We start from the raw sequence: 21,252 nt of genomic DNA on the forward strand, positions 1-21,252 counted from the left end.
TCCCCGTCCATGAGTCATTCGTTGCGCGTCATCTTTGCCGGTACGCCGGAGTTCGCCGCGGCCGCACTGGCCGCGATCCATAGCGCCGGCTTTCCGGTGCCGCTCGTACTGACCCAGCCGGACCGTCCGGCCGGGCGCGGCATGAAATTGCAGGCGAGCCCGGTCAAGCGTTACGCCGAGGAGCACGGGCTGGCTGTCGCGCAACCGCCTTCGTTGCGCCGCGCCGGCAAGTATCCCGAAGAGGCGACCGCCGCGATCGAAAAACTGCACGCCACGCCGCATGACGTGATGGTCGTGGCCGCTTACGGTCTGATCCTGCCGCAGGAAGTGCTCGATATTCCGCGGTTGGGCTGCATCAACATTCACGCTTCGTTGCTGCCGCGCTGGCGCGGCGCGGCGCCGATCCACCGCGCGATCGAAGCAGGCGACGCTGAAACCGGCATTACGCTGATGCAGATGGACGTTGGCCTCGACACCGGCGCGATGATCTCGGAGGCCCGCACCTTTATTTCCGGCGACGACACCACGGCCACGTTGCACGACCGTCTGGCGCAAGACGGCGCGAAGCTGATCGTCGAGGCGCTGATCGAGCTTGAGCGCAGCGGCAAGCTGGCCGCCATGCCGCAACCGGCGGACGGCGTGACCTACGCGGAAAAGATCGGCAAGCAGGAAGCCGCGCTCGACTGGCGCCGCCCGGCCACGGTCCTCGCGCGCCAGGTCCGTGCGTTCGACCCGTTCCCCGGCGGGCTCGGCACGCTGGAAGACGGCACCTCGATCAAAATCTGGGCGGCGGTTCCCGCGATTTCCGCCAGCGCAGAGGGCGACAACGCACCCGGCACGATCACCGAAGTGTTCGCCGAAGGCGTGCTGGTGGCCTGTGGCGAAGGTGCGCTGCGTCTCACGCAGTTGCAGAAACCCGGCGGCAAGCGCCTGCCGGTGCGCGAATTTCTGGCCGGCTCGACGCTGGCCGTGGGACAGCGTTTCCAACTCCCCGAAGCAAAATAACAGGGTGGTACGGGCCTTGAACATCGTCCGTTCGGCCGATGCTCAAGGCCTCCGCCGCGACCCTGCCGCGCGTTAGAATCCTCCATGCAGTCGCCCACGTTTCGAGGATTTTCATGTTCGGCATCACCCATTTCGAATTTTTCATCGTCGCGGTCTTTCTGTTGAACGTGACGCCCGGACCGGATACCGCTTATATCGTCGGCCGCAGCGTCGCACAGGGCCGCGGTGCGGGATTGATGTCCGCGCTCGGCATCTCGGCGGGCTGCTGCGTTCATTCGCTCGCCTGCGCGTTCGGCCTGACCGCGCTGCTGGCCGCCTCGGCCACCGCGTTCACCGTCATCAAGTTTGTCGGCGCCTTTTATCTGATGTATCTCGGTGTTCGCCTGCTTCTGGCCAAACCGGCAGCGGACCAGGCCGCGGGCGAAGCGCGTGGGGCTGGCGGCGCCAAGTCATTGCGGCAGTTGTTCCTGCAAGGCTTCTGGACCAATGTGCTGAACCCCAAGGTGGTGCTGTTCTTCGTGTCGTTCTTCCCGCAATTCGTGACGGCCGGCAGCGACCACAAAGCGTTTGCGTTCCTCACGCTCGGCGCCGTGTTCGTGGTGATGAGCATGCTCTGGAACAGTTTCGTCGCCTGGATCGCCGGTAGCGTGACGCGGCGTTTCTCCGGCAAGCAGTCGCTGAAGAAATGGCTGGATCGCGGCGTCGGCAGCGCCTTTGTCGGCTTGGGCATCAAGCTGGCCACCGCATCAAGATGATTGAATTTTCCACGCGCGCCCATATCTAACAATTAGCTTACAATCAGGCGTCGCATGATGCGGCGCAGATATGAACCCCGCGTTAGGGCAAGGAGTAGCAGACATGTTCAATTGGGTCAAAACCGCGATGTTGATGGCCGCGATCACGGCCCTTTTCATCGTGATCGGCGGCATGATCGGTGGGTCGCGCGGCATGATGATCGCGCTCGTGATCGCGCTGGGAATGAATTTCTTCTCGTACTGGTTCTCGGACAAGATGGTGCTGCGCATGTACAACGCGCAGGAAGTCGACGAAACCAGCGCGCCGCAGTTTTACCGCATGGTGCGCGAGCTCGCCACGCGCGCGAACCTGCCCATGCCGCGCGTCTACCTGATCAACGAAGACGCGCCGAACGCCTTCGCCACGGGCCGCAACCCGGAGCACGCGGCGGTTGCCGCCACCACCGGCATTCTGCGCGTGCTGTCCGAGCGCGAAATGCGTGGCGTGATGGCGCACGAACTGGCGCACGTGAAGCACCGCGACATTCTGATTTCGACGGTGTCGGCCACCATGGCGGGCGCGATTTCAGCGCTGGCGAACTTCGCGATGTTTTTCGGTAGCCGCGACGAAAACGGCCGTTCCACGAATCCGATCGCGGGTATCGCGGTCGCGCTGCTGGCGCCGATCGCCGGCGCGCTGATTCAGATGGCGATTTCGCGCGCACGCGAATTCGAAGCGGACCGTGGCGGCGCGCAGATTTCGGGCGATCCGCAAGCGCTCGCTTCGGCGCTCGACAAGATTCATCGCTACGCAAGCGGGATTCCGTTCCCGGTCGCCGAGCAGCATCCGGCCACCGCGCAGATGATGATCATGAATCCGCTGTCGGGTGGTGGCATTGGCAAGCTGTTTTCGACACACCCGGCTACCGAAGAACGCGTCGCGCGGTTGATGGAAATGGCGCGTACCGGGCGCTTCGAATAACACCGCGCGGCGCTTACGCGCTGCGATGAAAGGCGAGTCCACGGACTCGCCTTTTTTATTCGAGGCCGCGGCCAAAAGCCTGCGAGAGCTGCGAGCACCGGGGCGCCGCGCCTCGCCACGCTACAATGTGTGCTGTTTGCGTCGCGCGTACCGTGCGGCCTGTCTTTGCCTTCTTCATGACCCCAAAGCCTTCTTCGCGTTCTGCTTCCCCATCGACGCGACCGCGCGAATCCCGTTTGTCGCTGCTGCACCTTGCGCCCGAATCGCTCGCGTTCGCGCTCGACTGCGCGGGCCAGGCGGTCGGCGCCGTGCGTCTCGGCGCGGCTTTGCCGGCCGCGCTGCAAGCCGTCTTCGTCTCCGCGCCTGAAGGTACTGCCGCCGCCGCGCGCGGCGCGGTGCAGGACATCGCGTACCGCACGATGCGGCGTCTCGCCACCGCCGAGTGGCTGATCGCGAAGCTGGTGAAGAAAGCGCCGCCGCCGCACGTCGGTCATGTGCTTGCCTGCGCGCTCGCGCTACTCGTCGACGACGAAGCGAGCGCCGCGTACACGCCGTTCACGGTGGTCGATCAGGCGGTCGGCGCCATCAGCGCGCGTCGTGAATTCGCATTTGCCAAGGGGCTCGTCAACGCGGTGCTGCGCAGTTTCCTGCGTGAGCGCGAGTCCCTGCTCGCCGCTGCGCAAGCCGACGAAGTGGCCCGCTGGAACTACCCGTCGTGGTGGATCGACGCGGTGAAACGCGCCTGGCCGGATGCCTGGCAGGCGGTGCTCGCCGCCGGCAACACGCAAGGGCCGCTCACCTTGCGCGTGAACGCCCGTCACTCGACGGTCGACGCCTATCTGCAAGTGCTGCAGAACCATCACATTTCCGCAAGCAAAGCCGGCGACTACGCCGTCAAGCTCGCCACGCCGATGCCGGTAGACCGCATTCCCGGCTTTAGCGAGGGCATCGTTTCGGTGCAGGACGCCGGCGCGCAACTCGCCGCACCGCTGCTCGGCGTGCGCGACGGCATGCGCGTGCTCGACGCCTGCGCGGCGCCTGGCGGCAAGACCGGTCATCTGCTCGAACTCGCCAATCTCCAGCTCATCGCGCTCGAAAGCGATGCGTCGCGCGCGCGGCGTATCGGCGAAAACTTGCAGCGGCTAAAGCTCGAAGCGGAAGTGCGTATCGGCGACGCCGGCGCACCCGCGCAGTGGCATGACGACCTCGACCAGCCGTTCGACCGCATTCTCGCCGACGTGCCGTGCTCGGCGTCGGGCATCGTGCGGCGTCATCCGGACATCCGCTGGCTGCGTCGCGCGTCGGATATTCCCGCGCTGGTCGCGGAACAACGCCGTATTCTCGACGCGCTGTGGCCGCTCGTGAAAACTGGCGGCGAGTTGCTTTACGTTACGTGTTCGATCTTCCCCGAAGAAGGCGAGTTGCAGGCGCAGTGGTTTGGAGACAAGTACCAGGATGCGGTACGATTGGACGCGCCGGGGCAACTTCTCCCTTCAGTCGCCCGCGCGCCCGCCGACACCTCGGCCGGTTCCCTTGCCGGACAACTCGTTGAAGAGCGCGCCGGCGCGAACTCAGACCACGACGGATTTTTCTACGCGCGCTTTCAGAAACGGTGACCATCAAACGCTTCTTCCCGCTTCGGCTCGCTGCCGTGCTCTGGATCGCGCTGGCCGTCTGGCTTGCCGCACCGGGCGCGGCGCACGCCGACCCGATCGCGGTGCAGCGCGCGTCGCTGCAATCGGACAACACCGGCTGGAATCTCGACGCGCGTTTCGACTTCGACCTGAACAGCAATCTCGAAGACGCGGTCAATAAAGGCATTCCGCTTTACTTCACGACCGACTTCGAATTAAGCCGGCCGCGCTGGTACTGGTTCGACGAGCAGCCGGTCAGCGTGTCGCAAAGCATTCGCCTGTCGTTCCAGCCGCTCACGCGTGAATACCGTGTATCGAGCGTGTCGTCCGGCGGCTTGCAGCTCGGCTTCCAGACCTTGAAAGATGCGCTCGCGGTGATCAAGCACATCACGTCGTGGCATGTGATCGACCGCAACGACGTGCACGCCGGCGAGACGTACAACGCGTCGGTGCGTATGCAACTCGACATCGCGCTGATGCCCAAGCCGTTCCAGATCGACGCAGTGAACAACCGCGACTGGAGCCTTTCATCCGAGTGGAAGCGTTTTACCTTCACGGTGACCGAACGTGCTAAATAAAGTGCGCCAAACCACCAGTGTCAGCAGCATCGTCGTGCGCGTGCTGGTGTCGACGGTCGCGGTTACGGCCGTGCTGTTGCTCGTGCTGCTCGCCGCCGCCAGCGCGAACACCGAATTCTTCGACCGCTATTACCAGTGGCTGTACGCGGCCAACCTCGTGGTCGCGATGATCTTTCTGCTGGTGGTGGCGACGCTCGTCATCATCATCATCGCGCGGCTGAGAAAGGGCAAGTTCGGCACCCGGCTACTGGCCAAACTCGCGTTCTTCATGGCGCTGGTCGGCGTGGTGCCGGGCGGGATCATTTACGTGGTCTCGTATCAGTTCGTGTCGCGCAGTATCGAATCGTGGTTCGACGTGAATGTCGAAACCGCGCTCACATCAGGCCTGAATCTCGGGCGCGGCATGCTCGACGCGTCGCTGTCCGATCTGCAGACCAAGGGGCGCCTGATGTCCGAGCAGATTGCCAGCGCGGATGCCGCCGGCACCACGCTCACGCTGCTGCGCTTGCGCGATCAGTTCGGCGTGCAGGACGCGACGATCGTCGAACCTACACGCAGCATGTCGGGCGCAACGCCGGACATGCACGTCGTCGCGCAGGCCTCGAGCAATTACGCGACGCTGGTGCCGAACGATCTGCCCACACCGTTGATGATCGATCAGGCGCGCGGTCGCGGCTATGCGGCGATTGAAGGCGAAGTCGACGGCGATCCCAACGAGCATGGCAGCAAAGGCGCTTTGCGGCTGCGCATCGTGCAGCGCATTCCCGATTCGAGCGCCGCGCTGCTGCAGCCCACCGAACGTTTCCTGCAACTCACGCAGCCGGTGTCGCCCACGCTCGCGCGTAATGCGGATGCGGTGCAGCGCGCCTATCGCGAGTACCAGGAGAAGGCGCTCGGCCGCACCGGTCTGCGCAAGATGTATATCGGCACGCTGACGCTCGCGCTGTTCCTCGCCACGTTCATCGCGATGATGCTGGCGCTGGCACTCGGCAATCAGTTGGCACGGCCGTTGTTCCTGCTCGCGCAGGGCACGAAGGAAGTGACCGAGGGCGACTACACGCCGAAGCGCGAAATCAAGTCGCGCGACGAGTTGGGCTTTCTCACGCAGTCGTTCAATGCGATGACGCGGCAGCTGTCGGAAGCGCGCGCAGCAGTCGAGAACAATCGGATCGCGCTAGAGCATTCCAAGGCGTATCTGGAAAGCATTCTCGCGAACCTGACCGCCGGCGTGTTCGTGTTCGACCGGCAGTTCAGGCTCACCACCGCGAATCGCGGCGCCGAGCGGATTTTCCGTCAGCCGTTCCAGGCGACCATGGGTTCCGCGCTCGATCAGATCGGCGTGTTGAGCGAATTCGGCGGCATGGTGCGCAAGGCGTTCGCCGATCGCGAAGCGGCCAGCGGCGACGGTCACGACGACCGCGGTCATTGGCAGCAGCAGTTCTCGATTCAGGTGCCGGGCGAAACCGAACCGTTGACCTTGCTGGTGCGCGGCGCGCGTCTCGTCTCCGCCACCGACCGCGACGCCGAAGACATGCAGACCTCGGGCTACGTGGTCGTGTTCGACGATATCTCCGACGTGATCTCCGCCCAGCGATCGATCGCATGGGGCGAAGTCGCGCGGCGCCTCGCGCACGAGATCAAGAATCCGCTCACGCCGATCCAGCTCTCCGCCGAGCGTTTGCAGATGAAGCTCGCGGACAAGCTGTCGCCGTCGGATGCAGACGTGTTGAAGCGCGGCGCGACCACGATCGTCAACCAGGTCGCCGCGATGAAGCAGATGGTCGACAATTTCCGCGACTACGCGCGCACGCCGCCGGCGGTGCTCGCGCATTTGCAGTTGAACGAACTGGTCAGCGAAGTGCTGACGCTGTACGGTATCGAAGAAGGCAAGGGCGCGATCCAGGTGGAGCTCGCAACTTTGCCGGCGATCCGCGGCGACGCGACGCAATTGCGCCAGGTGATTCACAACCTGCTGCAGAACGCGCAGGATGCGGTAGCCGAACTCGAGCATCCACGTGTCTTGCTCGAAACGAGGACAGTAGAATACGGAGACCCCGACGCGGAAGGCAAAGTCCATGTCGCGGTGCGTCTGACCGTGTCGGATAACGGACCGGGCTTCCCCGCGCGTATCCTCACACGGGCATTCGAACCTTACGTGACGACCAAGGCCAAAGGTACGGGTCTGGGTCTTGCGATGGTCAAGAAGATCGTCGACGAACACGGCGCGCGCATCGACATTCGCAATCGCATGAAAGCGGGCGACGTGATCGAAGGCGCGCAGATATCGATCCTCTTCCTTCAGTTGGCAGACGACGCCGCGGCGCCCGGAGCCGGGCCGCGTCCGGCGCACGGTGGTGCGTCGCAGGGAAAGACAAAAGCAACAGTGCAGACAAGGGCAGCGTAAATGGCAACCATCCTGGTGGTAGATGATGAAATGGGCATCCGGGAATTGCTCTCGGAGATCCTGAGCGACGAAGGGCATGTCGTGGAGGCCGCGGAAAACGCGCAGGAAGCGCGCGAATTCCGTTTGCGTCAGGCGCCGGATCTGGTGCTGCTCGACATCTGGATGCCCGACACCGACGGCGTGACCTTGCTCAAGGAATGGGCCGCGCAAGGTCAGTTGACCATGCCGGTGATCATGATGTCCGGTCACGCCACGATCGATACCGCAGTCGAAGCGACCAAGATCGGCGCACTCAATTTTCTCGAGAAACCGATCGCGTTGCAGAAGCTGCTGAAGGCGGTCGAGCAGGGCCTCGCGCGCGGCAATGCGGCGGGTGCGCCGGGCGGTGCGGCGGCCAAACCGGCGCTGCCGGTCAGTGCGTCGGCGGTGGCCTCGGCGGCCGCGTTGCCGATGCTCTCCACCGACGGCATGGGCAGCGGCGCGCTGGCTGCGCAAACCGCCTCGATCTCGTTCGACATTCCGCTGCGCGACGCACGCGACGCGTTCGAGCGCGCGTACTTCGAGTATCACCTCGCGCGTGAGAACGGCAGCATGACGCGCGTCGCGGAGAAGACCGGGCTCGAGCGTACGCACCTGTATCGCAAGCTCAAGCAGCTCGGCGTCGATCTCGGCAAGAACAAAGGCGAATGAATCCCGCGCGCGGCGCGATAAACGCGATCCGCGTAGATTTTTTCGAGAAGGGGCTTGCCCTGCTGCTGACCCTTTGATATTATTTCGTTCTTCGTTGGCCCGGTAGCTCAGTTGGTAGAGCAGCGGATTGAAAATCCGCGTGTCGATGGTTCGATTCCGTCCCAGGCCACCAGGATTCAGCCCCAGGAAATCGCAAGATTCCTGGGGCTTTTCCTTTTCTGACGGGCACTCGTTGCTTCGGCCTGCCGCTCCGATGCACCGGCAGGCGCGCGGCGAGGTTTGGCATCGCGTGATAAAATCGCGCCAGTTCAAGGACTTGCACGATCAGTGCGTCGCGTGGATCGCGGCCTGACTGCCGCGCGGCCGAGCCGCCAACGCAAAGCCGACACCCGCCGAATCCTTCGCCCGACGATTAACGGTATAAGCGCCCAGCGACTCTGCATGCGGAAGGCGCCGCCTATACTGCTTTGGGCCGGCAACAGTGCCGGCACGCGTCGCGCCGCGTTGCTTGCATGGCGCACCTCGCGCAGCGCGACGTGGCACTCATCATTCACGGAGTTTCACGGTGATCCGCAAAGACGCTAAACGTAGCGCTCTGGTGCTGTTTTCCGGCGGCCAGGATTCCGCCACGTGCCTCGCCTGGGCACTCGAACGCTACGACACGGTCGAGACGCTCGGCTTCGATTACGGCCAGCGGCATCGCGTCGAGCTCGAATGCCGAGAAGGATTTCGCGACGCTGTCATGCGCGCATTTCCGGCATGGGCCGACCGCCTCGGCGACGATCACATGATCGACCTGTCGGTGCTCGGTTCGATCAGCGATACCGCCATGACGCGCGAGATCGAGATCGAAGCCACGGCCAACGGCTTGCCGAACACTTTCGTGCCGGGCCGCAATCTGATGTTCATGACCATCGCCGCGGCCATTGCTTATCGGCGCGGTTTGCAAGTGCTGGTGGGCGGCATGTGCGAGACGGATTTCTCGGGCTATCCCGATTGCCGCGACGACACGATGAAGGCGTTGCAGGTCGCGTTGAACCTCGGTATGGACACGCGTTTCCTGCTCGAAACGCCGTTGATGTGGCTCGACAAGGCCGACACATGGCGCCTCGCGCATGAGCTGGGCGGTGACGAACTGGTCGAGCTGGTGCGCGTCGAAACGCATACCTGCTACGTCGGCGAACGCTCCGAATTGCACGCGTGGGGTTTCGGCTGTGGCGAGTGCCCGGCGTGCCGTCTGCGCAAACGTGGGTATGAAGCGTATCTGTCCGGCGAGAAGGTCACCGAGCCGCCGGTTTGATACGTTGATGTCGATGGCTTGAGGGTCGGCGCGTCGGCAGCACGACGCGTCAACGCCAACGTAGCACACGGCATCGCAGTGACGCAGCATCGCGATTCAGGCAACCATTTTCAGGAACACAAAGGCAGAAAGCAGCATGACGTACGCGGTCAAGGAAATCTTCTACACATTGCAAGGCGAGGGCGCGAATGCCGGGCGTCCGGCCGTGTTCTGCCGGTTCGCCGGCTGCAATCTGTGGTCGGGTCGCGAAGAAGATCGCGCTGACGCGGTGTGCCGCTTCTGCGATACGGATTTTGTCGGCACGGATGGCGAGAACGGCGGCAAGTACCGCACGCCTGAAGAGCTGGTGCAGATGATCGCGTCACAATGGCCGGAAGGTGAAGGCGAGCGTTTCGTGGTGTGCACGGGCGGCGAGCCGATGCTGCAGATCGATCCGCCGCTGGTCGATGCGCTGCATGCCGCCGGCTTCGAAATCGCCATTGAAACCAACGGCTCGCTGCCGGTGCTCGAGACGATCGACTGGATCTGCGTGAGCCCGAAGGCCGACGCGCCGCTCGTCGTGACCAAAGGCAACGAACTGAAGGTCGTGATTCCGCAGGACAACCAGCGCTTGTCCGACTACGCGAAGCTCGACTTCGAGTATTTCCTCGTCCAGCCGATGGACGGTCCGTCGCGCGATCTCAACACGAAGCTCGCGATCGACTGGTGCAAACGCCATCCGCAATGGCGCCTGTCGATGCAGACCCACAAGTATCTGAACATTCCCTGATTTGCCGTGCTGACGATTACACGAAAACTCGAATTCGACGCGGGTCACCGCATCCCCGACCACCGCAGCCAGTGCCGTAATCTGCACGGCCATCGCTATGTGCTCGAAATCACGCTGCAAGGCGATCTGGTCGACACCGAAGGCGCGCCCGATCGCGGCATGGTGATGGACTTCGCCGACGTGAAGTCGCTCGCCAACGAGCATCTGGTCGACAAGTGGGACCACGCGTTCCTGGTCTTCGAAGGCGACACGCAAGTGCGCGGCTTTCTGGAAACCATGGCCGGTCATAAGACCGTGGTGCTCGACCGTATTCCCACGGTGGAAAATCTGGCCGCCGTCGCGTTTAACATCCTTGCGAACGTCTACGACGCGCACTACGGCGTGAACCTGCGGCTGCACAAGCTGCGTCTGTACGAGACGCCGAATTGCTGGGCCGACGTGGTCCGCGACTGATCGCGCCGGGGCGCCTTCGTCCTGAAGGAAGTCCCTATTAGGGACGCCCCAACCCTCCCGTTATTGTCACGGTATGATCGCTCCGATAACCACACGGAGCGAGACATGCCGGTCACCGCATTGCGTCGCAACAGGCTTGCAGGCCATCCGCGCCTGAACGCAAGCCCCGGTCTTTCTCTGGCCCACACGGCCAGCATGCCGTCCCGCGTTTCAGGCGAGGTGTCCGATCACCGTCGGCGCCATGGAGCACGGCGATGAGCACCTTCACCAATCCCCTCAAGCAACGTCTGAAGGAAACCGATCCGCTGTTCGGCTTATGGCTGTCGCTCGGTAGCGACGCCGCCGCCGAAGCGCTCGCGCACGCCGGCTACGACTGGTTGCTGATCGACATGGAGCATTCGCCGAACGACAGCGGCGACGTCGCGTCGCAATTGCGCGCGATCGCCGCCGCGCATCTGCCGAGCGAGCCGGTCGTGCGGGTGCCCGCCAGCGAGGCATGGCTCGTCAAACGCGTGCTGGATGCCGGCGCGCGCACGCTCATGTTCCCGAATATCGAATCCGCCGACGAGGCCGCGCACGCCGTGCGTCTCACCCAATATCCGACCGCCGATGCGCTCGACGGTCAGCGCGGCGTCGCCGGCGTGGTGCGCGCGGCGGGCTACGGCATGCGTCGCGATTACGTGCAGACGGCCAACGCGCAGATCGCGACCATCGTGCAGATCGAGTCGGCGCGCGGCTTGCAGGAAGTGGAAAAGATCGCGGCGACGCCGGGCGTCGATTGTCTGTTCGTCGGGCCGGCCGATCTGGCCGCAAGCCTCGGTCATCTCGGCGATTCGAAGCACGCCGACGTGCAGGCGGCGATGGCGCGTATCGTCAGCGCCGCGGACAAAGCCGGCATTGCGACCGGTATTTTCTCTATGGACGTCGCGAGTGCGAAGCAGCATCGCGATGCGGGTTTTCGATTTATCGCTCTGGCCGCCGACGTCATCTGGATGTTGCGCGCGACTCGCCAGGCGCTGCAGGAGGTGAGGTCATGAAGGGGAAGGTGCAAGGCGTCGTCGTGAAATGGGCAGTGAGCGCGGCGTTGATCATGAGTGGCGCGGTGAGCGTGACGGCCTATGCGGCGGACGGCGCCGTGAAGTCGAGCGATCCGGAGACGCAGACCGCGGTGGCCGATTACAACGCCGGCAATCTCGGCGCGGCGCTGACCGAGTTCCGCAAGGCCGCGGAGCGCGGCAGCCGGCTCGCCGAATTCAACTACGCGATGATGCTGCTCAACGGCGAAGGCACCACAGCCAATGTCGATGAAGGCAAGAAATGGCTCCGCAAAGCCGCCGACGCCAACATGTCGCACGCGCAATACGTGTACGGCAAGATGTACGACGATGGCGAGTTCGTCGGACGCGATCCGGTCGAAGCGCACCGCTGGTTCCTGAAAGCGGCGCAGCAAGGACACGTGCAGGCGGAGCTGGCGCTGGCTAACCAGTTCCTCGATGGCCGCGGCACCGAGCGCGACAACAAGCAGGCGTTCGTCTGGTACAAGAAGGCGGCGCAAGGCGGCGACATGACCGCGCAATACGTGGCCGGCTCGTTCTACGAGCGCGGCGGCGATGGCGTGGAGAAGAATCTGAACGTGGCGCGCGCGTATTACGCAGCGGCGGCGGCGCAAGGCGATCCGGCGGCGCGGCTCAAGTATCAGCAGCTCAGCGCGCAGTTGCGGGATCAGAAGGAAGTGAAGCCGCAGTAACAACTGAGGCGGTAAAAACAGAAGGGGCGCAGTTCAATGTGAACTGCGCCCCTTCTGTTTTCTCAATCGACGTCGCCTGAAAAAGCGCCGCTAACTCTGCATCAAACGTTTCTGCCGCGCGATGCTCATGATGAGGCCGATCGCGACCCCCAGCGTAGTCAGTGCGGTGCCGCCGTAACTCATGAACGGCAACGGCACGCCGACCACCGGCAGGATACCGCTGACCATGCCGATATTGACGAACGCATAGGTGAAGAACGCCATGGTCAGCGAGCCCGCGAGTAATCGCCCGAACAGCGTCGCGCCATTGGCCGCGATATACAGCCCGCGCGCTATCAGCAGCATGTAAAGCGTGAGCAGCACGACGCCGCCCGCCAGGCCGAACTCCTCCGAAAACACCGCGAAGATAAAGTCGGTGTGCTTCTCGGGGATGAACTCCAGATGCGCCTGCGTGCCCTTCAGCCAGCCTTTGCCGAGCGGTCCGCCGGAGCCGATCGCAATCACCGCCTGGATCGTGTGGAAGCCCTTGCCGAGCGGATCGGAAGTCGGATCGAGCAGCGTACAGATGCGGTGCTTCTGATAATCGTGCATCAGCGGCCATTGCACTTCGGGCTGACAGATCTTGTCCTGGAACGTCGCGATCGCGGCGACCGCGATCACGCCTGCCACCAGCACCGGCACGATCAGCTTGAAACTCAGGCCCGCGAAGTAAATCACGAAGAAACCGGCCGCGAACACCAGCACGGCGGTGCCGAGGTCGGGCTGCTTGGCGATCAGACCGACCGGCACCGCGAGGATCACGAAGCCGACCAGGTAGTCGTACCAGCGCATCACGCCTTCGCGGCGCTGGTAGTACCAGGCGAGCATTAGCGGTGTCGCGATTTTGAGGATTTCCGACGGCTGGATCACTACGCCGACGTTGATCCAGCGCTTCGCGCCCTTGCGCGTGAGACCGAACATCGCGACCGCAACGAGCAACGCGATCCCGAACGTATAGAGCGGAACCGCGAAGCGCAGCAGCGTGGTGGGCGGCACATTGGCGAGCCCCCACATCAGCACGAACGTCAGCAGGATGTTGCGCAACTGGTCTTCCACGCGACCGGGGACGTCCAGGCTCGCGCTGTACAGCGTCACGATGCCGACGCACAACAGCAGGAACACGATCAACGCGAGCGGGCGGTCGAAGCCCGCGAACATCTGCTTGATGCGGTCGAGCCAGGCGCGCTTGTCGAATTGCATGCCTTTCTCCTTACTCGTCGATGCTGCCGGCAACCGGCTGGCGTGGCGACGTGGCTTCAATGCCGTCATCCCGCGACGGCGCTGCGGCGGTCGGCGCCGGCTCGCTGGCGGGGCGGGGCTTATGCGGGGCGCTTGGCTTGCGCGGCGCCGGATTTTTTGTGGCGGTCGAGGTGGACGTAGAGGCTGAAGCTGAAGCCCCCTTGGCGGCCGTCGCTGTACCGCCAGCGCCAGCACCAGCACCAGCACCAGCACCAGCACCAGCACCAGCACCAGCACCAGCACCAGCACCAGCACCAGCACCAGCACCAGCACCAGCACCAGCACCAGCACCAGCACCAGCACCAGCACCAGCACCAGCACCAGCACCAGCACCAGCACCAACAGCAGGTGCCGACGCCGCTGCCGCTGCGGAAGCCGCCTCAGCCGCCGAGGCAGCAGCCGCCGCCGAAGCCGCACCGGGAATCGGCAACGCCGTAAAGCCCGCGGCGATCTTGACCGGCTGCACGGCGGGTTCCTCGGAAGCCGGTGCCCCACCCACGACCGGCGCGGATGCATCCTGCGTTGCCGACGCCGCTGCGGCAATCGCCGCCGCCTGAGCGCCCGGCTTGTTCTTGCCGACGAGGTAGTAGTCGAGCACCTTGCGCGCGATCGGACCGGCCGATTCCGCGCCCCAGCCACCGTTTTCGACGATCAGCGCGAGCGCGATCTTGGGGTTGTCGACCGGCGCGAAAGCGATGAACAGCGCGTGGTCGCGCAGATGCTCGGCGATCGCATGCCCCTTGTAGTTCGCGCCTTGCAGCGAGTAGACCTGGGCCGTGCCGGTCTTGCCGGCTGCTTGATACGGCGCGCCGATAAACAGTTTCGACGCCGTACCGTTGGTGACCACTTCGGCCATGGCATGCTTGATGAAATCGATGTCCGCCTGCTTGACGGCGATCTTGTCGCTCGGATCGCGCACCACGGCACGAGTCTCTTTGGTGATCGGATTTTCGATGTCGCGCACGAGGTGTGGCTTCATCACGACGCCGTTGTTCGCGAGCGTCGCCGTGGCATGCGCGAGCTGCAGAATGGTGAACGAGTTGTAGCCCTGACCGATGCCGAGACTGATCGTTTCGCCTTCGTACCAGCGCTGCTGCTCGGGCTTGTGGTACGCCTTGCGCTTCCAGTCCGTTGAAGGCAGGATGCCGCGCGCTTCGCCGGAAATGTCGATGCCGGTGATCTGGCCGAAGCCCCACGGCTTCATGAAGTTGGCGATGTTGTTGACGCCGAGGTCGTGCGCGAGCATGTAGAAATACGTGTCGTTCGACACGACGATCGCGCGGTTCATGTCGACCCAGCCCTGACCGGAGCGCACGTCGTTGCGGAACGTATGGCCGCCGAACGTGTACGAACCCGGATCCTGGAAGCCCCAGCCCGTCGTGCGCTTGTGCAGCGTCAGCGCGGCGAGCGCCATGAACGGCTTATACGTCGAACCCGGCGGATAAGTACCGTGCAGCGGACGGTTCAGGAGCGGGTGATCCGGCGAATTGTTCAGGTCGTCCCACGTCTGCTGGTCGATACCGTCGACAAACGAATTCGGATCGAAGCTCGGCGCCGAGACGAACGCGAGCACGTCGCCGGTAGCCGGCTCGATCGCGACCAGCGCGCCGCGGCGACCCGCGAACGCCTGCTCGGCGACCTGCTGCAAGCCGATATCCAGCGACAGTTCGAGGTTGTTGCCGGGCGTGGCCTGCGTGCGCGACAAGGTGCGCACCGGCCGGCCGCCGGCGGTCACTTCTACTTCTTCGAAACCGGTCTGGCCGTGCAGCTCGGTTTCATAACTCTGCTCGACGCCGATCTTGCCGATGTAGTCGGTGCCCTTGTAGTTGTTCGCGTCCAGACGCGGATCGTAGTGGTCCGGATCGCTGTCGTTCTGGTCGCTGGCGTCGTCAATACGATCCTGGTCGCGCTGCGAAATCCGCCCGATGTAGCCGATCACGTGCGCCGCGGTCGGGCCGAGCGGATATTGGCGGAACAGCCGCGCGCGCACTTCCACGCCCGGAAAGCGGAAACGCTGCGCGGTGAAGCGCGCGACTTCGTCGTCGGTCAGGCGGGTGCGGATCGGCAGGCTCTCGAAGTTCTTCGAGTCTTCCTGTAGCTTCTTGAAGCGGCGGCGATCGCGGGCATCGATCGAAACGACCGTGGCCAGGTTGTCGATCACGTTTTCGATCGAGTCGTTGAGTTTCGACGGCGTCAGTTCGAGCGTGTAGGCCGAGTAGTTCTTGGCCAGCACCACGCCGTTACGATCGGTGATGATGCCGCGGTTCGGCACGATCGGCGCGACGGAAATGCGGTTTTCATCGGCCTGCAGCGAGTATTTGCTGTAGTGCCAGACCTGCAGGTACAGGAAGCGGACGCCGATCAGCCCGAAGCAGACGAACACGAACAGGCCCGCCGCCGCGACGCGCAGGCGGAACTTCGAGAGCTGTTGCTGAGTGTCCTTGAATTCGGTCATGCGATTCTGCAAAAGGCCGGGTGACGGCCATCATGAGTGTGCGCCTGATCCGGCCGGAACCGGGAGGCATGAACAGCGATGCGCGTCGAGCGGGCCGGCGGTGGGGGTCCATTCCAATGGAACCGCCGGCAGGCTCGAAGCATGGTCAAATCGGCCGGGTGTCGTCCGGATCGGCCGGGCGACGCTGCGGCATCAGCAGCAGCATGCTGGCGATGGGCCACAGCGCGGCTTCGACGAAACCGTCGATCAGATAACCCCAACCCGGAAACGCCGCGCCCGTCAGCAGACGGATCACGAACGGCACCAGTTGCGCGACCACCAGCAACGGCATGACCGCGAAGGTCTGCACGCCGAGCGACATCCACAGCACCCGGCGGTGGATCGTAATCGCCCCATACGACAACAACGTATACGCCAGCGCGTGCTCGCCGAGCAGGCTGGCGTTATGCACGTCCATCAGCAAACCAAGGAAAAACGCGATGCCCATGCCGACCTTGCGCGGCTGGTGCACGTTCCAGAACAGCAGCACGAGCGCGACGAAATCCGGCACGCCGATGAGGCGCCCCCACGGCATCAGATTCAGCAGGAACGCCGCGGCGAGGCTGAAGGAGATGAAGTACGGATTGACCGGCTGCAGGATGTATTGCGGACGGTTCATGGCTGCGCCCCCGGCGTGGCTTGCGGCCTCGCGTTCTTGTCAGCGGCCGGCTTCTTTTCTGCGGCGGATTTTTTCTCCGCGGCGGTGGATTTGGCCGGGGCTTTCTCAGCGGACCTGGCAGCGGCCGGTTTGTCGGCCGCAGCTTTTTCGCCTGCGGGTTTGTCACTCGACTTGGCCGGTGCCGATTTGTCCGCTGCGGTCTTGCCGTCTGCCGGTTTGCTGCCCTTCTTCGCCTTCGCGTCTTTGGCGATGGTGGCTGCATCGGGTTCTTCAGCCGGACGCGGCGGCACATTGTTCAGGTAGTGCAGCACCAGCAGTTGCCGCGCGCCGCGCACCGGTGCGATCGGCAGACAGATCACGCGCGCGAACGCCGTATCGGCCTGCTTGTCGACGCGTACCACCTTGGCAACCGGCAGTCCCGGCGGATACGTGCCGTCGAGTCCGCTGGTGACGAGTTCGTCGCCGGTTTGCACGTCGGCGCTGATCGGCACGAAGCGCAGGTCGAGCGTGTCGCCCTTCGGCGTGCCGTAGATCACGCTACGCAAACCCGTGCGCACGATCTGCACGGGTACGGCCTGATCCTTGTCGGTGAGCAGCGTCACTTCGGCTTGCAGCGGGAACACGCGGGTGACCTGACCGATCACGCCGTCTTCGTTGACGACCGGTGAACCGTTCTGAATGCCTTGCTGCGCGCCACGGCCGATCACCACTTTCTGCGTGAACGGGTCGCGCGTGTCGTACTGGATTTCGGCGGGCAGCGATTCGGTGGCCGAGCGCTGCGACAGTTGCAGCAGCGCGCGCAAATGGGCGTTTTCGGCAGCCAGTCCGGCGGCCGTATTGGCTTGCTGCGAGAGTTGCAGATCTTTGGTGCGCAGCTTGTCGTTCTCGCTGCGCAGTGTGGCGCTGGTCACGGCCAGGTCGGCGGCGCCCATAAAGACGTCACGCGGCACAAGCGCCGCGCGTTGCAACGGATAAAGACCCGCGCCGAGCACGCCGCGAACGATTTCGAGCGTTTTGAAGCGTGCGTCGGAGATCAGCAGGGCCAGCGCCAGCACGACGAAAAACACCAGTCGGGCGAGGGCGGATGGGCCTTGCTTGAACAGGGGCGGCGGACTGTATTCCATGGTCGGCGCCGGGGGCGTGAGCGGTTGGGTGAGACGGCGGCGCGCGAGGAACGCGCGTTCAGCGCGCGGAGGCTGGGTGACCCAGCCAATGGCAAACCGGCCCGCAAGGGGCCGTGTGCCAGATCCGCGCTACTGACATGGAGACGGGCTCTCGCTTACTCGTACGAGAAGATGCTGCCCAGCTTGTCCATGCGTTCGAGCGCCATGCCCGAGCCGCGCACAACGCAGGTCAGCGGGTCTTCGGCGACGAGCACCGGCAGGCCGGTTTCTTCGGCGAGCAGGCGGTCCAGGTCGCGCAGCAGTGCACCACCGCCCGTGAGCATCATGCCGCGTTCGGCGATGTCCGCGCCCAGTTCCGGCGGAGTTTGTTCCAGCGCGATCTTCACCGACGACACGATCTGGTTCAGCGGATCGGTGAGGGCTTCGAGGATTTCGTTGCTGGAGATGGTGAAGCTGCGCGGAATGCCTTCCGACAGATTGCGGCCCTTTACTTCCATTTCCTTGACTTCGGAACCCGGGAAGGCGGAGCCGATTTCCTTCTTGATCGCTTCAGCGGTTTGTTCGCCGATCAGCATGCCGTAGTTGCGGCGGATGTAGTTGACGATAGCTTCGTCGAACTTGTCGCCACCAACGCGCACCGAGCCTTTGTACACGATGCCGCCCAGCGAGATCACGCCGACTTCGGTCGTGCCGCCGCCAATGTCGACGACCATCGAGCCGGTCGCTTCCGACACCGGCAGGCCGGCGCCGATAGCGGCAGCCATGGGTTCTTCGATCAGATAAACCTGCGAAGCGCCTGCACCGTGCGCCGCTTCTTTAATCGCGCGACGCTCGACCTGGGTCGAACCGCACGGCACGCAGATGATGATGCGCGGCGACGGCGAGAACATACGCGATTCGTGAGCGGTCTTGATGAACTGCTTGATCATCTGCTCAGTGACCGTGAAATCGGCGATCACGCCGTCTTTCATGGGGCGGATCGCCTCGATGTTGCCCGGCACCTTGCCAAGCATCTGCTTGGCTTCCTTACCGACTGCCTGAATAGTTTTCTTACCGTTGGGACCGCCTTCCTGGCGGATTGAAACCACCGACGGTTCGTCGAGAACGATACCCTTGCCACGCATGTAGATGAGCGTGTTGGCAGTGCCAAGGTCAATCGCCAGATCGTTGGAGAAGTAGCTGCGCAGAAAACCGAACATTCAAAATCCTGTCTCGCTTGGGGCCGGGCCTCGCAACGTATGCGTAGGGCGGCAGCGGAAAAAATAACAGCTTCAACCGGGCGGAAGCGGCGCCACAGGAACTTGAAGCTGCGAGGGAGTCTACCGGAGGCCGTTGCAAAGCCAGGTTGGAAATCCGAACGATCTTGTGGGAATTGTTCGAAAGGCCTTGGTAAGTCGGTCCGGGTTTGGGTCGAACGCGTAATGATACCTTATAATTTTGGATGTTTTGAAGGAAACGGACGGCACATTTTGCCGCCGCTGACCCCTTTTTCGAGGTCTTCCTCCAGCGTCGTAACCCGCTGTCGCAGCATTGTTTTTTCCTTGCGGCGGCGTTCCACCACATTTTCCGGTGACTGCATGGCTCTGACCCTGACCGATGTTAAACGCATCGCGCACCTTGCGCGGCTCGAACTGGCTGATGCCGACGCTGAGCACACGCTCGTCCAGCTCAATGATTTTTTCGGCCTCGTCGAGCAGATGCAGGCGGTCGATACCACCGGCATCGCGCCGCTGGCCCATCCGATCGAGCAGATCGAAGACGTCGCGCTGCGTCTGCGCAATGACGCGGTGACCGAAACGGTCGAACGCGACGCTTTCCAGCGCCCGGCGCCGGCGGTGCAAGACGGCTTGTACCTCGTGCCGAAGGTGATCGAGTAAGACCCGCGCAGCGGGCTCGAATGCCTCCACGGCAGCGCGACTGCGCTGCCGCGCTCTTCAGGATAAAACGCAATGCATGAAAAAAGTCTGACCGAACTGCGTGCCGCACTGGCGGCCAAGGAATGCTCCGCAGTCGAACTGGCGCAGTTGTATCTGAAGCGGATCGACGCGGCTAATAGCCTGAATGCGTTCATCCAGGTCGATCCCGATCTGACGCTCGCGCAGGCGAAAGCCGCCGACGCGCTGCTGCACACCGGCCACGCCGGCCCGCTGGTCGGCCTGCCGATCGCGCATAAAGACGTGTTCGTGACCAAGGGCTGGCGCTCCACGGCCGGCTCGAAGATGCTGTCGAACTACGAAAGCCCGTTCGACGCAACGGTGGTCGCGCGTTTGCAGAACGCCGGCATGGTGTGCGTGGGCAAGACCAATATGGACGAGTTCGCGATGGGCTCGTCCAACGAGAATTCGTACTTTGGTCCCGTGCAGAATCCGTGGGATGTTAAGGCCGTGCCCGGCGGTTCGTCGGGTGGTTCGGCGGCGGCTGTGGCCGCGCGTCTCGCGCCCGCGGCAACCGGCACGGACACGGGTGGCTCGATCCGTCAGCCGGCGTCGTTCTCCGGCATTACCGGCATCAAGCCGACGTACGGCCGCGTGTCGCGTTACGGCATGATCGCGTTCGCGTCGTCGCTGGATCAGGGCGGCCCGATGGCGCGTAGCGCCGCGGATTGCGCGACGTTGCTCAACGCCATGGCCGGCTTCGACGAGCGCGATTCGACCAGCCTCGTGCGCGACGACGAAGACTACACGCGCTACCTCGGCCAGTCGTGGCAAGAAGGCAGCGTCGGCAAGCCGCTCGCCGGTTTGCGCATCGGCCTGCCGAAGGAATACTTCGGCGCGGGTCTGGCCGACGACGTACGCGCCTCGATCGACGCCGCGTTGAAGCAATACGAAGCGCTCGGCGCCACGCTGGTTGAAGTGTCGCTGCCGAAAACCGAGTTGTCGATCCCGGTCTACTACGTGATCGCGCCGGCAGAAGCTTCGTCGAACCTGTCGCGTTTCGACGGCGTGCGCTTCGGCCATCGCGCCGCGGAGTATCGCGACCTGCTCGACATGTACAAGAAGTCGCGTGCCGAAGGTTTCGGCCCGGAAGTGAAGCGCCGCATTCTGGTCGGCGCGTACGTGCTGTCGCATGGTTATTACGACGCGTACTACCTGCAGGCGCAAAAGATTCGCCGCATCATCGCGCAAGACTTCCAGGAAGCGTTCAAGCAGTGCGATGTGATCATGGGACCGGTCGCGCCGTCGGTGGCATGGGACCTCGGCGCGAAGGGCGACGATCCGGTGCAGATGTATCTGGCCGACATCTACACGCTGTCGGTGAGCCTCGCTGGTTTGCCGGGCATGAGCGTGCCGTGCGGTTTCGGCGCGGGCGCGAATGCGCAGCGTCCGGTGGGTTTGCAGATCATCGGCAACTATTTCAATGAAGCCCGGATGCTGCAGGTGGCCGACGCGTTCCAACGCGCGACCGACTGGCATCGTCAAGCACCGGCAGGAGTGTGAGCAC

At 63.8% G+C, this 21,252-nt stretch carries 20 protein-coding genes and 1 tRNA gene; 15 read left to right on the forward strand and 6 right to left on the reverse strand.

Going from position 1 to position 21,252, the window contains the following annotated elements:
* Positions 1–9: 9 nt before the first annotated feature.
* The 13 genes from fmt (at position 10) to HWY05_RS17310 (ending at position 12,296) form a co-directional block, all read left to right on the forward strand.
* Positions 10–1,005, forward strand: coding sequence for a methionyl-tRNA formyltransferase (fmt, locus tag HWY05_RS17250; protein ID WP_176059032.1), 996 nt, complete (start codon positions 10–12; stop codon positions 1,003–1,005).
* A 113-nt stretch (positions 1,006–1,118) separates the two neighbouring features.
* Positions 1,119–1,760 (forward strand): LysE family translocator, encoded by a 642-nt coding sequence (locus tag HWY05_RS17255; protein ID WP_176059033.1) that lies wholly within the window; start codon positions 1,119–1,121, stop codon positions 1,758–1,760.
* 103 nt (positions 1,761–1,863) lie between these two features.
* Positions 1,864–2,721 carry a zinc metalloprotease HtpX gene (gene htpX, locus HWY05_RS17260; protein ID WP_035554131.1) on the forward strand — a complete coding sequence of 286 codons (858 nt, stop codon included), beginning with the start codon at positions 1,864–1,866 and terminating at the stop codon, positions 2,719–2,721.
* A 176-nt stretch (positions 2,722–2,897) separates the two neighbouring features.
* Complete coding sequence (gene rsmB, locus HWY05_RS17265; protein ID WP_035554129.1) at positions 2,898–4,337, forward strand: 16S rRNA (cytosine(967)-C(5))-methyltransferase RsmB; 1,440 nt, start codon at positions 2,898–2,900, stop codon at positions 4,335–4,337.
* Positions 4,334–4,933, forward strand: coding sequence for a DUF4390 domain-containing protein (locus HWY05_RS17270; protein WP_035554128.1), 600 nt, complete (start codon positions 4,334–4,336; stop codon positions 4,931–4,933). Before rsmB ends, HWY05_RS17270 begins: the two co-directional genes overlap by 4 nt.
* Positions 4,923–7,337, forward strand: coding sequence for a PAS domain-containing sensor histidine kinase (locus tag HWY05_RS17275; protein WP_035554127.1), 2,415 nt, complete (start codon positions 4,923–4,925; stop codon positions 7,335–7,337). The genes HWY05_RS17270 and HWY05_RS17275 overlap by 11 nt, the downstream gene beginning before the upstream one ends.
* Positions 7,338–8,027, forward strand: a complete 690-nt coding sequence (gene esaR / locus HWY05_RS17280) for a response regulator transcription factor EsaR (protein WP_035554125.1) — start codon at positions 7,338–7,340, stop codon at positions 8,025–8,027.
* A gap of 96 nt (positions 8,028–8,123) precedes the next feature.
* A tRNA-Phe gene (locus HWY05_RS17285) sits at positions 8,124–8,199 on the forward strand.
* Positions 8,200–8,592: 393 nt separating this feature from the next.
* The gene (gene queC / locus HWY05_RS17290) at positions 8,593–9,327 is read left to right on the forward strand and encodes a 7-cyano-7-deazaguanine synthase QueC (RefSeq protein ID WP_035554124.1); all 735 of its coding nucleotides are present in this window, start codon (positions 8,593–8,595) and stop codon (positions 9,325–9,327) included.
* A 136-nt stretch (positions 9,328–9,463) separates the two neighbouring features.
* Complete coding sequence (gene queE, locus HWY05_RS17295; RefSeq protein WP_035554123.1) at positions 9,464–10,096, forward strand: 7-carboxy-7-deazaguanine synthase; 633 nt, start codon at positions 9,464–9,466, stop codon at positions 10,094–10,096.
* A 9-nt stretch (positions 10,097–10,105) separates the two neighbouring features.
* Positions 10,106–10,549 carry a 6-carboxytetrahydropterin synthase QueD gene (queD, locus tag HWY05_RS17300; protein WP_105511731.1) on the forward strand — a complete coding sequence of 148 codons (444 nt, stop codon included), beginning with the start codon at positions 10,106–10,108 and terminating at the stop codon, positions 10,547–10,549.
* A 254-nt stretch (positions 10,550–10,803) separates the two neighbouring features.
* Positions 10,804–11,586, forward strand: coding sequence for an aldolase/citrate lyase family protein (locus HWY05_RS17305; protein ID WP_176059034.1), 783 nt, complete (start codon positions 10,804–10,806; stop codon positions 11,584–11,586).
* A complete protein-coding gene (locus HWY05_RS17310; protein WP_035554119.1) occupies positions 11,583–12,296 on the forward strand; it encodes a tetratricopeptide repeat protein in 714 nt (237 codons plus the stop codon). The genes HWY05_RS17305 and HWY05_RS17310 overlap by 4 nt, the downstream gene beginning before the upstream one ends.
* Before the next feature lie 90 nt (positions 12,297–12,386).
* Here the strand turns inward: HWY05_RS17310 and rodA are convergent, their stop codons facing one another.
* From rodA to HWY05_RS17340, 6 genes are all read right to left on the reverse strand, one after another.
* On the reverse strand, positions 12,387–13,535 hold the full coding sequence (rodA, locus tag HWY05_RS17315; RefSeq protein ID WP_035554118.1) for a rod shape-determining protein RodA: 1,149 nt from the start codon (positions 13,533–13,535) through the stop codon (positions 12,387–12,389).
* A gap of 10 nt (positions 13,536–13,545) precedes the next feature.
* The gene (gene mrdA, locus HWY05_RS17320) at positions 13,546–16,029 is read right to left on the reverse strand and encodes a penicillin-binding protein 2 (RefSeq protein ID WP_176059035.1); all 2,484 of its coding nucleotides are present in this window, start codon (positions 16,027–16,029) and stop codon (positions 13,546–13,548) included.
* 145 nt (positions 16,030–16,174) lie between these two features.
* Positions 16,175–16,687 (reverse strand): rod shape-determining protein MreD, encoded by a 513-nt coding sequence (gene mreD, locus HWY05_RS17325; RefSeq protein ID WP_035554115.1) that lies wholly within the window; start codon positions 16,685–16,687, stop codon positions 16,175–16,177.
* On the reverse strand, positions 16,684–17,811 hold the full coding sequence (gene mreC, locus HWY05_RS17330; protein ID WP_035554114.1) for a rod shape-determining protein MreC: 1,128 nt from the start codon (positions 17,809–17,811) through the stop codon (positions 16,684–16,686). The genes mreD and mreC overlap by 4 nt, the downstream gene beginning before the upstream one ends.
* A 155-nt stretch (positions 17,812–17,966) precedes the next feature.
* Positions 17,967–19,010 carry a rod shape-determining protein gene (locus tag HWY05_RS17335; protein WP_004189550.1) on the reverse strand — a complete coding sequence of 348 codons (1,044 nt, stop codon included), beginning with the start codon at positions 19,008–19,010 and terminating at the stop codon, positions 17,967–17,969.
* A 230-nt stretch (positions 19,011–19,240) separates the two neighbouring features.
* Positions 19,241–19,390: a hypothetical protein gene (locus tag HWY05_RS17340; RefSeq protein WP_176059036.1), complete on the reverse strand. Its 150-nt coding sequence runs from the start codon at positions 19,388–19,390 to the stop codon at positions 19,241–19,243.
* Here HWY05_RS17340 and gatC point away from each other — a divergent pair.
* Complete coding sequence (gene gatC, locus HWY05_RS17345) at positions 19,389–19,688, forward strand: Asp-tRNA(Asn)/Glu-tRNA(Gln) amidotransferase subunit GatC (protein WP_035554113.1); 300 nt, start codon at positions 19,389–19,391, stop codon at positions 19,686–19,688. The two genes, HWY05_RS17340 and gatC, sit on opposite strands and share 2 nt — an antisense overlap.
* A gap of 72 nt (positions 19,689–19,760) precedes the next feature.
* A complete protein-coding gene (gene gatA / locus HWY05_RS17350; RefSeq protein ID WP_176059037.1) occupies positions 19,761–21,248 on the forward strand; it encodes an Asp-tRNA(Asn)/Glu-tRNA(Gln) amidotransferase subunit GatA in 1,488 nt (495 codons plus the stop codon).
* Positions 21,249–21,252 lie beyond the last annotated feature (4 nt).

It is taken from the genome of Paraburkholderia sp. BCC1876 (assembly GCF_902833695.1).
Classification (GTDB): Bacteria; Pseudomonadota; Gammaproteobacteria; order Burkholderiales; family Burkholderiaceae; genus Paraburkholderia.